Below are 14,928 nucleotides of genomic sequence, written 5' to 3' on the forward strand. Positions count from 1 at the left end.
TCACGTAAATGAATTATCGACGAGTTCTTACTTCTTGATAATCTTGACTTCAGATCATCTCAGTAAGCACCCACACGAATTACTTAATGCTTAATTTTTTAAAGAGCTGTCAGACCGTTTCGTCTGAGCGGGCTGTGCATCTTACAGCAACAAACCCAAGAGTCAAGCGATTTTTCATTTAATGTTGAAGTCATCCAGAGGACTCATTCAACTTGATCAAACCGCTTTCACAACCCAGACCAGAGGTCTAAACCGTGTGGCGCATTCTACAGCGCCGAATCTTTCTGTCAAGCGTTTATTTTCAAAAACTTCTTTAAAAACAACCACTTACGATTGAAAGTTGATCGATCTTGCTGACCACTTCCCGAATCAAGGTGGCGAATAATACACTGATAAATCAGTAATTCAACCCTTAAATCCGTTTTTTCTGGTGGCGGTTCAAATCCAAAGGATAGGTTGCCAAACCAGAACTGAAGCTGACTCATCCAATAACGATGAGTCTTGCCCCATTCCCTGCTGCATCAGCAGTAGGGAGGCGCGCATTATAGGGATGGATTATTTTGAGTCAATCCTTTTTATAAACTTTTTAAGATGTGCGTATAATCACGCTTCATCAACAGGTGACCTCTTCTACCAATAGCAGCAGGTTGTTTCTTACGAGCCACTCGGACTGTTTTCCGTTTGGCTAACCTTGGAGTTTTTATGTCTGAAAAAGCAGTTGTCATCTACTCCGGTGGCATGGATTCCTTCACCATTCTTCAACGCGCTTATAAAGAAGGTTATGAGTTGTTCCCGCTCACCTTCGATTATGGCCAGAAACACAGCAAGGAAATTCGTTTCGCTGCCGATGTTTGTGACGAGCTGGGGCTGCCTCATCGAGTCATCGACATTACCGCCATCAATCAGTTGTTGCAGAGTTCATCATTGACCTCTGATCAGGATATTCCGGAAGGTCATTACGAAGCCGACAACATGAAGTCTACCGTGGTCCCCAACCGTAATATGATCCTGTTATCGCTGGCCATTGGTTATGCCGTTGATATCGGCGCCAGCAAGGTCTTTTACGGTGCGCACAGCGGCGACCACGCCATTTACCCTGATTGCCGGCCTGAATTTGTCCACGCCATGAACGACGTCGCCAAAATCGCCAACTATGAAGCGGTAGAGATTGTGAGTCCTTATCTCAACAGCGACAAAATTGGCATATTAAAAGATGGCCTGGCCATGGGTTTGGATTACGGCCAGAGCTGGACATGCTACAACGGCCGGGAAAAAGCATGCGGCAAATGCGGCTCTTGCGTCGAACGTCTGGAAGCTTTTGCGATAAATGGCGTTACTGATCCACTGGCTTATGAAACAGGCACAGCAACATGAGCAGCAAGAGTACCCCATCAAAGGTGTACCGTATAAAAGAAGCGTTTTACACACTCCAGGGCGAAGGCACACACGCCGGACGCCCGTCTGTCTTCTGTCGTTTCAGTAAATGCAATCTGTGGAATGGCAAAGAAGATGGCCGGGCAAGCGCCAGCTGTCAGTTTTGTGATACCGACTTTGTTGGCACCGACGGGCAAAATGGCGGCCGTTACTCACAAGACGAGTTGTGTTCCCTGCTTCGGGCGCTTTGGCCAGCGTCGGATATTCCACCTTATATAGTATGTACTGGTGGCGAACCGGCGTTGCAGCTGGATGAGGATCTGATCGAGGCCATGCACCAACAAGGATTTGAAATCGCCATCGAGACCAATGGTACGTTACCGCTACCTGCCAATATTGACTGGATCTGCCTGAGCCCGAAGGAAAACTCTCAGGTTGTGCTGCAGCAATGCGATGAGCTCAAGCTGGTATACCCCCAACCGGGAGCGATGCCCGAACAGTTCGAGCATATAAAAGCAACACATCGCTACTTGCAGCCCATGGACATGACCGCGCTGCAGCAAGCGCCCAAACGCGATCATATCCCCCTGTTCTCGGTACAGCCTGCCAATCCGGTACAAGCGACCGTCAGTTATTGTCTGGCCAACCCGCAGTGGAAACTAAGTACTCAGACCCATAAATGGATCGGGATAGACTAACCACCCGCTCAACCTCACCTGAAAACGCGAGAACGGATCGACAGTTACGACTCCTCACCTCTGGGTGAGGATTATTGGGCCAGGCTGACGCCGATCATCAATCAGCAACCGTCTGGTCTGGCCATACCAGCGCCACTTTACCTTGCAACTGTCCCTGCTCGTACCGCTTATGAACCGATGCCAATTCGATGGCTGCAACAGATTCAGGCTCGGGTACATCAATAACACCCTCCTCAACCCAGGCTGCAAACTGCACCAGATCCCGACCGAGTTGCTCCCGGCCCTTGCCGGTCAACAATGGCAATGCCTTGAAAATCGCATGGAGCGTCAGGGACTTGGCGTGCGCCGGAGACAAGTCATGAGTGCCACGGGCATTGATGGTCGCCACATCCCCCCATGCGGCAACGGCATTCAATGCGGATGTCAGACTGTCACCACCATGTGTATCAACAACACAGTCGAAGCTTTTACCTGAAGCGACCAGGTCCGCAACGGCATGATGCGCCAAGGCTTCAACGCCCATGGTACGCAAGATATCCAGTCGTTCGGAACTACCTGCCGTGGCAGTCACGGTTAACCCTTGATGCAACGCCAGCTGCAAGACCATGCGGCCAACACCACCAAGCCCTCCCAGCACCAGCAATTGACTGTCTGACGAGGGTCGCAAACGCTGGAATATTTCCATCGCCGTCAGCGCCACCACAGGCAAACAGGCGGCGGCCTCATTGGTCAGATTGGCTGGGGCACGAGCGAGCAGGCGCGCATCGGCAAGCACATACTCACACACTGTCCCCATGGTTCCGCGCACGCCACCCGTCATGCCATAAACACGGTCGCCGATGGCAAAACCATCAACGCCTTCACCAAGTGCGATTACTTCACCACAGACATCACAACCAGTGGTGCCGGATTCCGTGGCAACCGGTGCCAGCCCGGAGCGCACCTTGGTATCCAACGGGTTAAACCCGGCGGCCAGTACTTTCAGTAATAATTCCCCTTGGCCTGGGTCGGCGACGTCAATCGTTTGGAGCGTCAATACATCCGGGGAGCCATATTCAGTAAACACCATGGCTTTGGTATTAATCATCAGGATTCTGTTCCTATCCCATCGTCAAGATGGTGAACCAGTGGGTGGGTGTTGGCTTCTGCTGCGGCGATCTGGCGAATAACCATATCGACCAGGTGCTCGCTGCCGCCATTGGAGTGGAAGCTGGCATAAACCGTTCGGGAGATCACAGGGGCATCTTTTACCAGAAACAGGGTTTGTTGATCGAATGCGGTGGCGACCAGGCCCCAGGGAAGGTAAGCCGCCCCGCCTCTCGACTGAATACAATCAAGGGCTATTCGGCCAGTATTGGTTTGCAACGCTGGCGTGCCTGGTAATTTCAGCTGTCGGTTATGCTGTGCCTGAAAAGCAGTTCCCCAGTCCACCAGCACATACCCTTGCCCCAACGCTTCGTTAATCGTCACGCCTTCCACTGACGAACACAGGTACAGGGGCAAATGTGCTACTTCCAGGGTCGTCAGTTCATCGACTTTCGGCGCATCAAACAGAAAAGCCAGGTCCAGAGTACGCTCCAGTATCTGACGAATCAGGTTGCCACTGCTGTGTGCAACGGCTGTCAACGACAAGCCATCAACCCGATCCAGCAAGCCCGCCATTTGCTGCTGTAAAAAACCGTCCCATAAATTGGGAGTGGCACCGATGGCCATTTGTTGGCTTTGCCCTGCTTCTGCAGCCACTTCCTGACGAATTTTTTGTTCCAGCCGTACAGTGCTTTCTGCCAGCGGCATCAGCTTTTCACCAGCAGCCGTCAACTGGATGTTATTACGTTGGCGTGAGAACAACTCAACGCCCAATAACCCTTCCAACTGTCGCACACGAAAGCTGACCGCAGACTGGGTCAGATAAAGGTTTTCTGCCGCGCGACCAAAGTGTCGGGTGCGAGAGACTTCCATAAAGGTTTTAAGCAGTTCTGTATCCATTTGACCAATTTATATGTTCGTTACGATAAGTATTTTTTGTTTTACCGCGCAAAGTGCCCTGACCATACTCCGCCGAAACCACATTGGCTGTCCAGCCACTCACTAGATGTTATTTACAGGGGAATTGAATCATGAGTTTTGCCAGCCCGAAAAAATACTTTGATGATCGCAACTTTCCGCGTGGGTTTCATCGTTCAGGTGACTTTACTCGCGCCCAGGCCGAGATTCTTGAGTCACTTGGCACTGTTTTAAAAGCACTGCACGAAGGCACCCAGGAACCTGAAGATGAAGTTGAAGCGCACTTTGTCATGGTCTGCCAGGGTAAAGAGCAAGCTGTTACCGATATAGAAAAAGCCTGGACTCTGTACCTGTCGGCACTACGCCGCAAACAGGTTTACTTTACCGCCTCCTCAGCGGCCGTCACCGACGGTGTCAGTGAAGCCATCGACACCGATGACTAAGCCGACACTGGGGTACCTGGAAGTACTGGCGCTGCCTGACGTCGGTATTCAATGTCACGCCAAGGTTGATACCGGTGCCTGCTCCAGCAGTTTACATGCGGAAGACATCAAGGTCTTCCAGCGTGATGGCCAGGACTGGGTGAGCTTTCATGTGCTGTTCAGTCGAGAAAAAATGCGTATTGATCAACGCTGTGAGGCACCGCTGTTCACCCGCAAACGCATCGCCAGTTCCAATGGCTCCCGCAGTTATCGCTATGTCATCAAGACACCGGTTACTATCGGCAACCAGCAATGGCCCATCGAACTCAGCCTGACACCTCGCGGTAGCATGAAATATCCTATGCTATTGGGGAGAGAAGCCATTAGCGGTCGTTTCATCGTTGATGTTGAACACACCTATTTGAGCAAATAAATACCATGAAAATCGCGATCCTTTCGCGCAACCCCAGGCTCTATTCGACCCGGCGACTGGTTGAGGCCGGCACACAGCGCGGTCACGAAGTGACCGTCTTCGATACGCTGCATTGTTATATGAATATCAATAGTGTCGAGCCATCCATGCATTATCAGGGTAACGAGCTCAAAGACTATGATGCCGTGATACCGCGTATCGGTGCTTCCATCACTTTTTATGGTACTGCCGTGCTGCGCCAGTTCGAAATGATGGGGGTATATCCATTAAATGAATCGGTCGCCATCAGTCGTTCACGCGACAAGCTGCGATCAATGCAATTAATGTCACGAAAAGGCATAGGCCTGCCCGTCACCGGATTCGCACACAGCCCGGATGATATTCCCGACCTGATTGCCATGGTGGGTGGTGCACCGCTGGTCATCAAACTGTTGGAAGGTACACAAGGTATCGGGGTGGTACTGGCGGAAACCCGCAAGGCCGCAGAAAGTGTTATCGAGGCCTTTATGGGGCTGAAAGCCAATATCATGGTGCAAGAATTCATTCAGGAAGCCGGTGGCGCTGATATTCGCTGTTTTGTTGTTGGCGACCGCGTGGTGGCCGCCATGAAGCGCCAGGCCGCCGATGGCGAATTCCGCTCCAACCTGCACCGGGGAGGCTCTGCCAGTCTGATCAAGATCACTCCGGATGAGCGGGCAACGGCTGTGCGGGCAGCACGCACCATGGGACTGAACGTCGCCGGTGTCGATATTTTACGATCGAATCATGGCCCGGTTGTGATGGAAGTTAACTCTTCTCCTGGCATTCAGGGGATTGAGGAAGCCACCGGCATTGATGTCGCCAACAAAATCATCATGTTTATCGAAAAAAACGCCCGCGCGAATCACACCCGTACCCGCGGGCAAGGCTAGATAACGACTCTGCACCAGCGCCGCTGCTGGTGATATAGCGAGCACAACCAGCCCACGGGTATTGTGGTGATATCAGCCATCCACAAGCCAGGAAGCACCAGGCAGTAATAGTTACCGCCCATACCCGCCATATATCTCGCTATATGGCGTTATTCCTGACAAGTGATTGCATACCCTCCTGGCACGCCTTCCCTGTCGCATATCAATAACAGGCGACCATTCTGGCCGCTAAAACCGTTTACTTCAGCCAGAGGCTTTCGTATAGTCAATGTCCTACCGGGCAGCCAAGGCTGCCTTTTTGCGTTTTAAGGAACTGTCCCGAATGACTGCGATCATGAACACCTATGGCCGCCTGCCCGTTACCTTTACCTCTGGTAAAGGGAGTTGGCTGACAGATACTGATGGAAAGACCTACCTGGATGCCTTATGCGGTATTGCCGTATGTGGATTGGGTCATGCCCACCCGACTATCAGCGCAACACTGTCTGAGCAAGCTGGCCGCCTGATACACACCTCCAATCTGTACGGCATTGAACGACAGCAAGCACTGGCAGATGCGCTGATACGCATCTCTGGCATGGACAATGTCTTCTTCTCCAATTCGGGAGCAGAAGCCAACGAGGCAGCCATCAAGATTGCCCGCAAATACGGCCATCAACGTGGTATCCATGAACCTGTCATCATTGTCATGAGCAAGGCCTTCCATGGCCGTACCATGGCCACCTTGACGGCCACTGGCAACACCAAGGCGCAAGAAGGCTTCGGACCCCTGTTGAATGGTTTTCTCCGGGTCCCCTACAACGACCTCGATACCCTGACCAGGGTCGCCAGCGCCAACCCGAACGTCGTCGCCGTAATGCTCGAAACCGTTCAGGGCGAAGGTGGCCTGGCCACTGCCAGCGCCGACTATCTGCAAGGCATTCGGGCTTTGTGTGACCAGCATCACTGGCTGATGATGGTTGATGAAGTCCAGACCGGCAATGGTCGTACCGGCAGCTACTTCTCCTATCAACAACTGGGTTTTGTCCCTGATGTTGTTACAACGGCCAAGGGCCTCGGTAATGGCGTCCCTATTGGTGCCTGTCTGGCCCGTGGCGAAGCCGCCGATGTATTACAGCCAGGCAATCATGGCAGTACTTATGGTGGCAACCCGCTGTGTTGTGCTGTCGCCCTGTCTGTTGTCGAAACCATCGAAACGGACAATCTCTGTACCAATGCCCAAGAGATGGGCGACTACCTGGCCACTGGCTTCCGGGAGCGGCTGAGCAACAACCCACACCTGGTCGACATTCGTGGTCGTGGCCTGATGATGGGACTGGTGATGGATCAGGATTGCCCTGAGCTGATGGCCCGGGGTCTGGAATACGGCATTCTGCTCAACGTCACCGCAGGTAATGTGATCCGCTTGTTGCCAGCGCTGAACCTCAACAAGGATGATGCTGACAAGATCATCGATATCGTGTGCAACCTGATTGATTCGCTAGATTGATCGATATAACGAAGGAATTGCTGTGAGACACTTTTTAACTCTGATGGATCTGACTTCAGAAGAGCTGAACCAGGTATTACAACGAGCAATAGAACTCAAGGCCATGCAACATCGCCATGAAGTCTATGAGCCCTTCAAAAACCAGGTGCTGGGGATGATTTTTGAAAAATCGTCCACTCGTACCCGGGTATCTTTTGAAGCTGGCATGACACAATTTGGCGGCGCAGCTATTTTTCTGTCGCCTCGGGATACCCAGTTGGGTCGTGGTGAACCCATCGAAGACAGCGCTCGTGTGCTGTCTCGCATGGTCGATATCATTATGATCCGTACCTTCGATCATGCCGATATCGAATTGTTTGCCAAGCATTCGACCGTCCCTGTCATCAATGCGCTGACGGATGATTATCACCCCTGTCAATTGCTGGCCGATATGCAGACCTTTATCGAGCACCGCGGTTCGATCAAGGGCAAGACCGTTACCTGGATTGGCGATGGCAACAATATGTGCCAATCGTATATGAACGCCGCGGTGCAGTTCGACTTCCACCTCAATATTGCTGTCCCGCCTGGGTTTGAGCCTGATGCCGATTTGCTGGCCAAGTGTGGTGATCATGTTTCCCTGATGACATCTCCGGAAGAAGCGGCCACCCAGTCACACCTGATTGTGACCGATGTCTGGGCATCCATGGGCCAGGAAGAAGAACAAGCCGAGCGACTGCGTCAATTCAAGCATTACCAGGTAACTGAAGCATTGCTCGACAAGGCTGCCGATGACGTCCTGTTTATGCACTGCTTGCCTGCCCACCGCGGTGAGGAAATCAGTATGACCTTGATGGATGACCCCCGGGCTGTTGTATGGGATGAAGCTGAAAACCGCTTGCATGCGCAAAAAGCGCTAATGGAATTCTTGCTCAACAAGGCCCAAAACAAATAGCCGTTAACCCCGCTCGCTCACTGGTGATGGCCCTTGATTGGGCCTCTGCCAGCGGGTATCAGAATCATATCGACAGCAAGTCGCGACTCTTTTTTATCCTTAACAACTGCCATTCTGAAATCCTTCTGTGCTTTCGGGTATGCTTGAACTAATATCATACTGTTAATCAACAAGATGAATTAAATTCAAAGCCATGCTAGAAATCAAACATCTCAGAACTCTGGTAGCACTGCGTGATGGCGGTACGCTGGTCGAAGCCGCCAAGCGGCTGTATCTGACCCAGTCGGCGCTTTCTCATCAGCTCAAGGATCTCGAAGACAAGCTGGGCGTGCGCTTGTTTGTACGTAAATCCAAACCGATACGTTTCACCCGTGCCGGCCTGGAAATGCTGCAAATGGCTGATCAGATCCTGCCGCAGTTACGGCAATGTGAGCTGGCATTAAAAAAGCTGGCCGGTGGTGAAACCGGCCGCTTGCATATGGTGATTGAATGCCACAGCTGCTTTGAATGGCTAATGCCCGCGATCAACCGTTTCCGGGATCACTGGCCCGATGTCGAAATAGACCTCACCACCAGCTTCCATTTTGACCCGTTACCGGCGCTCACCCGAGGGGATATCGACCTGGTAATCACCTCCGACCCGGAACCCGACAGCCGTATCCACTATCGACCGTTATTTCGCTATCAATCGTTACTGGCCGTTTCCAACCAGCACCCACTGGCACACCAGGCCCAGGTAACGGCAACAGACCTCGCCCCCGAAACCCTGATTCACTATCCGATTGAACGCAAACGGCTGGATATTTATCAGCATTTTCTACTGCCGGCAGGTGTAGAGCCAGTTGCCAATCGCCAGACCGAGCTGACCCTGATGATGATTCAGCTGGTTGCCAGTGGCCGCGGTGTCGCCTGTTTGCCCAACTGGGCCTTACAGCCCTACCTGGATGCCAAATTGATCAGTGCCTTGCCATTGGGCAAGGGCATATGGCCAACCCTGTATGCAGCGATTCGTACTGATCAGCAAGACGACAGTTACATCAAGGATTTTCTCGACCTGTCAATTGATACCTGTTTCGATCGCCTGCGAGGGATTGAACCTATACGCCAGACCAAATGATCTGATCGATGGCATAATGATCTAGTCCATATGGTAGCGCGGCCAGATCAGGCTGAATCTGGCACCGCCCAATTGTTCACTGCGACCAACGATGGCTCGCCCACCGTGCCAATAAGCGATACGCCGTACAATCGACAGACCCAAACCATAACCACCTGAGCTGCGGGTACGGCTGTCATCCAGTCGGGCAAAAGCCACAAAAACCTTTGGCCATTCGGCTTCCGGAATACCCGGGCCATCATCTTCGACATCAATACGGCATGTATCCACCGCAACACTGCAACGCACCTGGACGCGGGAATGGGCGTAACGACAAGCGTTACTCACCAGATTTTGTACCGCCCGATGAATATAGCGAGGCTCTACTTCCACCAGCGTATTCTGTAACCGTTCGGTTTCCAGAAACAGCACCTCGATATGGGCCGGTGGTCGCGCTTCCGCAGCAACCTGACGAGCAATATCCGTCAAGACCACTTCATGAAACTCCAATAACGGCCCACCTTCCTCCAGGCGGGCATACGTCAGAATTTCATCAATCAGTTGGTCCAGCTCCTGAATATCCGTATCCATCCCCTGTATCTGCTGCTTCAGGTACGGAGACTCAACTTCATCTTCAATAATTTGCAATCCAAAACGCAAGCGAGCCACCGGCGTCCTTAACTCATGGGAAACGGCCCGCAGCATCTCTCGCTGGATATCAATCAGCCGCTGAATATGCTCAGCCATCTTGTTAAAGGAACTGCCCAGGCGATTGACCGGATCAACTCCCGTCACCGCAATACGGGCCGACAAATGCCCTTGCGCCAGACGTCCCGTTACCTGGTCCAGATTCCGCAGCCCCGACTCCAGCGTTGTAACCAGCCAGAAAACCACCAGAGCCAGCACCAGTACTGCCATTAAACCAAGAATCAGCCAGGTGTAAGCGGGAGTTTGCCGCGGAGTATTCAACGGCCCAATCATCAAATGATAGTTATCCCCCAGCCGTACATCGACCAGCCGGGAAGACACAGGATAAGTTGGAGCCGATTTCATCACGGCCAGACGGACAGGCACCGTCAGCTGCTCTGCCAACCACTGTTCATAACTGACCGCATCCATCCCGGACACCTGGTAGTGATGCCGGATCAAATCCGCAAATTGCGCCCAGGCCAGCTCGATATTGCCATCAAAATAAAAGGTCACCACAGCGCCGGATACAACACGACTCAAATCGTCAATATTGGGGACGGACGAGGGATAGGCAGACAACAACGATGCATCAGGCGAGCTGGTACCCCCACTCAAAAAACGAAACTGCATATCGCTATCGTCCAGTACCGTAATCACTCGGCCTCGTAATAAACGGTAGCGTTCATAGCTGTTCAGAGTCCCCAGACCAGCCTGTTCAACCCAGCCATGTTGCAGTGACTGACGAAAGCGTTCTCCCATATCCCCACTATTCAGCACCTGCAAAGGACGCCCCAGATCCTGCTCCCAGTATTCATGCAAACTGATATACCGAATCAGACTCAGCGACAAAAGGCAAAATACAACAATACCGCTGATGGTCATTATCAGGGTGCCATAGACGCGCAAGAACATGATGCTCATCCGTTCACCCTCAGACCCAGGCCAATACGAACACCACAACACCAGCCAACCGGCCGGAACAGCATGGCCCGCGTATCAGGAAGAAAGGTCATTACAGCTCTTTCACAAACAGGTATCCCTTGCTGCGCACCGTCTTGATACGGCGAGGATTGACCGGATCATCGCCGACCTTGGGACGAATACGAGACACCCTGACATCAATCGAGCGATCCTGCCCATCGTATTCAATCCCCCGCAGCTGATGGAAAATTTCTTCACGTGTTAATACTCGCCCGGCGCTGTTGCACAACAACCAGAGCAAATCGAACTCGGCACTGGTCAAATCGATGCTGCGCCCTTCCAGCCAAGCCTCCCGCATGGCGCTATCAACCACCAGATTACCGAACGTCAAACGATTTTCCTGATTAGGCGTGTCGGTCACTGTCTCCTCAAGATGACGAACCCGGCGCAACAAGGCTCGAATTCTGGCCAACAGTACCCGTGGGCGTACCGGCTTGGCCACGTAATCATCCGCCCCCATCTCCAGACCCAGCACCTGATCGAGATCTTCAGTCCGGGCGGTCAGCATCAGAATCGGACCGCGATAGTGAGGACGCACCAAACGGCACACCGCCAGACCGTCTTCCCCAGGCAGCATCAGATCCAATACCACCAGGTCGGGCTGTTCCGTCTTGATACGTTCAATTGCACGGCTGCCATCACCTTCGATGGCAACAACCAGGCCATTACTTTCCAGATAGTCTTTGGTCAATGCTGCCAGTCGCTCATCATCCTCAACAATCAGGATGCGCCAGTGATCATCCGAGTCATATGCCATTTTTTCGTCTGCCATCCAGAGATTTCTCCGTTACGGGGTTCTGCCGCAACATTTACTGCGACCTGTCAGATTAACAGCCGATCGTGCTTATAGCTCGGAGCAGTCAAGCCGTCTGTTAACTCCTGTGCATTCCGTCACAAAAGTTATTCACGCCATCAGCAAGCGCCTCCGTCCCTGGTACCAAAAACGATCGACCCTGATAACAAACCAGCAACCGTTAACACACCAGAAACAATGCGGCTTGCAGCTTGTTCCGCAGTAACGGGCCAATATGATACTAAAAATCACCCACATCTCATGCACATCTAATACACATGTTATTCACAAGCGGGATCCTCCCTGACAAGTAGGCCACACTAGATGTGGGGTTGAAACCATGGCCAAGGCCCATTATCTTGTGCCGCTTTCTTCGGCTTGTGGAACACGCTATGTCATCAAATCGTTCCGTTCTTCAGGCTTGCTTGATGCTAAAATCAGGCACAGCAATTTACATTCAGCACGAACACGCCATGAGCTGGCCACAATCCAAAGCCAGGCGATCGCTGCTGATTGATGGCCAGGATTGAAACAGACACACATCAGGACTTTCCCTTTTGCGCCCAACTTGCCGCCATCCGCTGATACCAGATCAGGGTAGCAGCAAGAACAATGGCCGGAGACAAGTCACTATCAGGCATGGACGTGATCAGAATACCTTCGAGTACAGGCACACTTAACATGAATAGCGCTCTCAAAGTCAGTAAACGCGATGGTCGTCAGGAACTGCTGGATCTGGACAAGATCCACAAAGTGGTTACCTGGGCCGCAGAAGGACTGGATAACGTCTCCGTCTCCGAAGTTGAACTTCGTGCCCATCTGCAATTTTTTGACGGCATCCAGACCTCAGAAATCCACGAGACCCTGATCAAGGCCGCTGCCGACCTGATTTCCGACCAGGCACCGGATTATCAATATCTGGCTGCGCGCCTGAATATCTTTCATTTGCGCAAAAAAGCCTTCGGCCAATACGAGCCACCGGCGTTGCTGGATCATGTGCGCAAACTGGTCGACAACAAACGCTACGACAGCCATCTGCTGGACGATTACAGCGAAGCCGATTACGCCGAGATGGAAACCTTCCTCGATCACAGCCGCGACTTGAACTTCAGTTATGCCGCGGTAAAACAATTGGAAGGCAAGTACCTGGTACAGAATCGCGTTACCGGTGAAGTGTTCGAAAGTGCCCAGTTCCTGTACCTGCTGATTGCAGCCTGTCTGTTCAGCAGCTATGAAAAGGATCGGCGCCTCGATTTCATCAAACGTTTTTACGATGCGATTTCGACCTTCAAGCTATCGCTACCCACTCCTATTATGGCAGGCGTACGGACACCGACACGCCAGTTCAGCTCATGCGTGCTGATTGAAGCCGGAGACAGCCTCGACTCCATCAATGCCACCGCCAGCGCCATTATCAAATACGTTTCCCAACGGGCAGGCATTGGTATTAATGGCGGCCGTATTCGTGCTCTGGGTAGCCCGATTCGTGGTGGTGAAGCCTTCCACACCGGTTGTATCCCGTTTTACAAACACTTCCAGACTGCGGTGAAATCCTGCTCTCAGGGCGGTGTTCGCGGTGGTGCTGCCACGCTGTTCTACCCAATCTGGCATTACGAAGTCGAATCCCTGCTAGTATTGAAAAACAACCGGGGCGTTGAAGAAAACCGCGTGCGTCATATCGACTACGGCGTACAGATCAACAAGCTGATGTACGAACGCCTGATCAAAAACGGCAATATCACCCTGTTCTCGCCATCCGATGCCCCGGGCCTCTACGACGCGTTTTTTGAAGATCAGGAACGTTTTGAGCAGCTGTATACCAAATACGAGCAAGACGACAGCCTGCGCAAAAAAACCATCAAGGCCGTCGATCTGTTCTCCAGCATGTTACAAGAGCGGGCCAGTACCGGTCGTATCTACATCCAGAACGTTGACCACTGCAATACCCATAGCCCGTTTAATCCGAAAAAAGCCCCTGTACGCCAGTCCAACCTGTGTCTTGAGATTGCCTTGCCAACCAAGCCATTGATGGATATTAACGACGAGAGTGGCGAAATTGCCCTATGTACGCTGGCAGCCTTCAACCTTGGAAGCCTGGACAACCTGGATGAACTCGAAGAGCTGTCCGACCTGATAGTACGGGCACTCGACAGCCTGCTCAGCTATCAGGATTACCCGGTCCCGGCCGCCGAACGAGGCAGCCTCGGTCGTCGCACCCTGGGTGTTGGCGTTATCAACTACGCCTATTATCTGGCCAAAAACGGCGTCCGTTACTCTGATGGCTCAGCCAATGGCCTGACCCACAAAGCGTTTGAAGCCATTCAGTACTGGCTGCTGCGAGCTTCCGTCGGCCTGGCAAAAGAACAGGGGGCCTGCCCGCTGTTTGAAGAAACCACCTACGCTCAGGGTATTTTGCCTATCGATAGCTACAAGAAAGATATCGATACTTTCTGTGATGAGCCGCTACACTACGACTGGGAAACCCTGCGCAAGGAAATCAAGGAACATGGCCTGCGCAACTCCACGCTAACAGCGCTGATGCCATCGGAAACCTCTTCCCAGATCAGTAATGCAACCAACGGTATTGAGCCGCCACGGGGCTATATCAGCGTCAAACAAAGTAAAGATGGTATTCTCAAGCAGGTAATACCCGAGTACGAAAACCTCAAGGATGCCTACGAACTGTTATGGCAAATTCCCAGCAACCAGGGCTACCTGCAACTGGTCGGTATCATGCAGAAATTTGTTGATCAGTCGATTTCTGCCAATACCAACTATGACCCCGCCCGGTTCAGTGGCAACAAGGTGCCCATGCAGCAACTGATGCGCGACCTGTTAATGGCCTATAAATACGGCGTCAAAACCCTGTACTATCACAACACCCGTGATGGCATGGAAGACCCTCAGAAAGACGTGATCGAAGAAGACGATGACTGCGCAGGCGGAGCCTGTAAAATCTAGTACGAAAAATTCAACGTACTTTCTACTGATTCTCTTTTAACACTGCACAAGGCCGGTACAATCAACACGCTATGTCGATAGTACCGGCAACAACCCGCTGTGTAAGGAAGCGCACACGGGTCTTTTCAATCCGAAGAATGAC

14 protein-coding genes are annotated in these 14,928 nt (G+C 52.2%); 10 read left to right on the top strand and 4 right to left on the bottom strand.

Translation table 11 applies throughout. The annotated features are described in order from the left end of the window. Positions 1 to 702 precede the first annotated feature (702 nt). Together queC and queE are read left to right on the top strand one after the other, a co-directional pair. The gene (queC, locus tag Q8W22_RS07045; protein ID WP_305451924.1) at positions 703 to 1,374 is read left to right on the top strand and encodes a 7-cyano-7-deazaguanine synthase QueC; all 672 of its coding nucleotides are present in this window, start codon (positions 703 to 705) and stop codon (positions 1,372 to 1,374) included. Further along, on the top strand, positions 1,371 to 2,072 hold the full coding sequence (gene queE, locus Q8W22_RS07050; protein ID WP_305451925.1) for a 7-carboxy-7-deazaguanine synthase: 702 nt from the start codon (positions 1,371 to 1,373) through the stop codon (positions 2,070 to 2,072). The genes queC and queE overlap by 4 nt, the downstream gene beginning before the upstream one ends. A gap of 97 nt (positions 2,073 to 2,169) precedes the next feature. Here the strand turns inward: queE and Q8W22_RS07055 are convergent, their stop codons facing one another. Continuing rightward, a complete protein-coding gene (locus Q8W22_RS07055) occupies positions 2,170 to 3,159 on the bottom strand; it encodes a zinc-binding dehydrogenase (protein WP_305451926.1) in 990 nt (329 codons plus the stop codon). After that, a complete protein-coding gene (hdfR, locus tag Q8W22_RS07060) occupies positions 3,159 to 4,058 on the bottom strand; it encodes an HTH-type transcriptional regulator HdfR (protein ID WP_303433345.1) in 900 nt (299 codons plus the stop codon). The genes Q8W22_RS07055 and hdfR overlap by 1 nt, the downstream gene beginning before the upstream one ends. Positions 4,059 to 4,189: 131 nt before the next feature. Here hdfR and maoP point away from each other — a divergent pair, with 131 nt between their 5' ends. From maoP to Q8W22_RS07090, 6 genes are all read left to right on the top strand, one after another. Beyond that, positions 4,190 to 4,519 (top strand): DUF413 domain-containing protein, encoded by a 330-nt coding sequence (gene maoP / locus Q8W22_RS07065; protein ID WP_305415381.1) that lies wholly within the window; start codon positions 4,190 to 4,192, stop codon positions 4,517 to 4,519. Beyond that, a complete protein-coding gene (locus Q8W22_RS07070) occupies positions 4,512 to 4,931 on the top strand; it encodes a RimK/LysX family protein (RefSeq protein WP_303433347.1) in 420 nt (139 codons plus the stop codon). Before maoP ends, Q8W22_RS07070 begins: the two co-directional genes overlap by 8 nt. Positions 4,932 to 4,936: 5 nt before the next feature. Beyond that, positions 4,937 to 5,842 (top strand): 30S ribosomal protein S6--L-glutamate ligase, encoded by a 906-nt coding sequence (gene rimK, locus Q8W22_RS07075; protein WP_305415382.1) that lies wholly within the window; start codon positions 4,937 to 4,939, stop codon positions 5,840 to 5,842. A gap of 322 nt (positions 5,843 to 6,164) precedes the next feature. After that, positions 6,165 to 7,331: an aspartate aminotransferase family protein gene (locus Q8W22_RS07080; protein ID WP_305451927.1), complete on the top strand. Its 1,167-nt coding sequence runs from the start codon at positions 6,165 to 6,167 to the stop codon at positions 7,329 to 7,331. A 16-nt stretch (positions 7,332 to 7,347) separates the two neighbouring features. Then, entirely contained in the window at positions 7,348 to 8,265 is a 918-nt protein-coding gene (gene argF, locus Q8W22_RS07085; RefSeq protein WP_305415441.1) for an ornithine carbamoyltransferase, read from the top strand. Positions 8,266 to 8,458: 193 nt separating this feature from the next. Further along, positions 8,459 to 9,382, top strand: coding sequence for a LysR family transcriptional regulator (locus tag Q8W22_RS07090; RefSeq protein ID WP_305451928.1), 924 nt, complete (start codon positions 8,459 to 8,461; stop codon positions 9,380 to 9,382). Positions 9,383 to 9,403: 21 nt separating this feature from the next. On the opposite strand, the gene Q8W22_RS07095 is transcribed toward Q8W22_RS07090, so the two are convergent. Together Q8W22_RS07095 and Q8W22_RS07100 are read right to left on the bottom strand one after the other, a co-directional pair. After that, positions 9,404 to 10,972, bottom strand: a complete 1,569-nt coding sequence (locus tag Q8W22_RS07095; RefSeq protein ID WP_303433351.1) for an ATP-binding protein — start codon at positions 10,970 to 10,972, stop codon at positions 9,404 to 9,406. Positions 10,973 to 11,063: 91 nt separating this feature from the next. Then, positions 11,064 to 11,804: a response regulator gene (locus tag Q8W22_RS07100; RefSeq protein WP_303433352.1), complete on the bottom strand. Its 741-nt coding sequence runs from the start codon at positions 11,802 to 11,804 to the stop codon at positions 11,064 to 11,066. 361 nt (positions 11,805 to 12,165) lie between these two features. Between Q8W22_RS07100 and Q8W22_RS07105 the strand changes: the two genes are divergently transcribed. Continuing rightward, a complete protein-coding gene (locus Q8W22_RS07105) occupies positions 12,166 to 12,342 on the top strand; it encodes a hypothetical protein (RefSeq protein ID WP_305415384.1) in 177 nt (58 codons plus the stop codon). A 164-nt stretch (positions 12,343 to 12,506) separates the two neighbouring features. Further along, entirely contained in the window at positions 12,507 to 14,786 is a 2,280-nt protein-coding gene (gene nrdA, locus Q8W22_RS07110; RefSeq protein ID WP_303433353.1) for a class 1a ribonucleoside-diphosphate reductase subunit alpha, read from the top strand. Positions 14,787 to 14,928 lie beyond the last annotated feature (142 nt).

The organism is Oceanobacter sp. 1_MG-2023 (genome assembly GCF_030689025.1).
Classification (GTDB): domain Bacteria; phylum Pseudomonadota; class Gammaproteobacteria; order Pseudomonadales; family Oceanobacteraceae; genus Oceanobacter.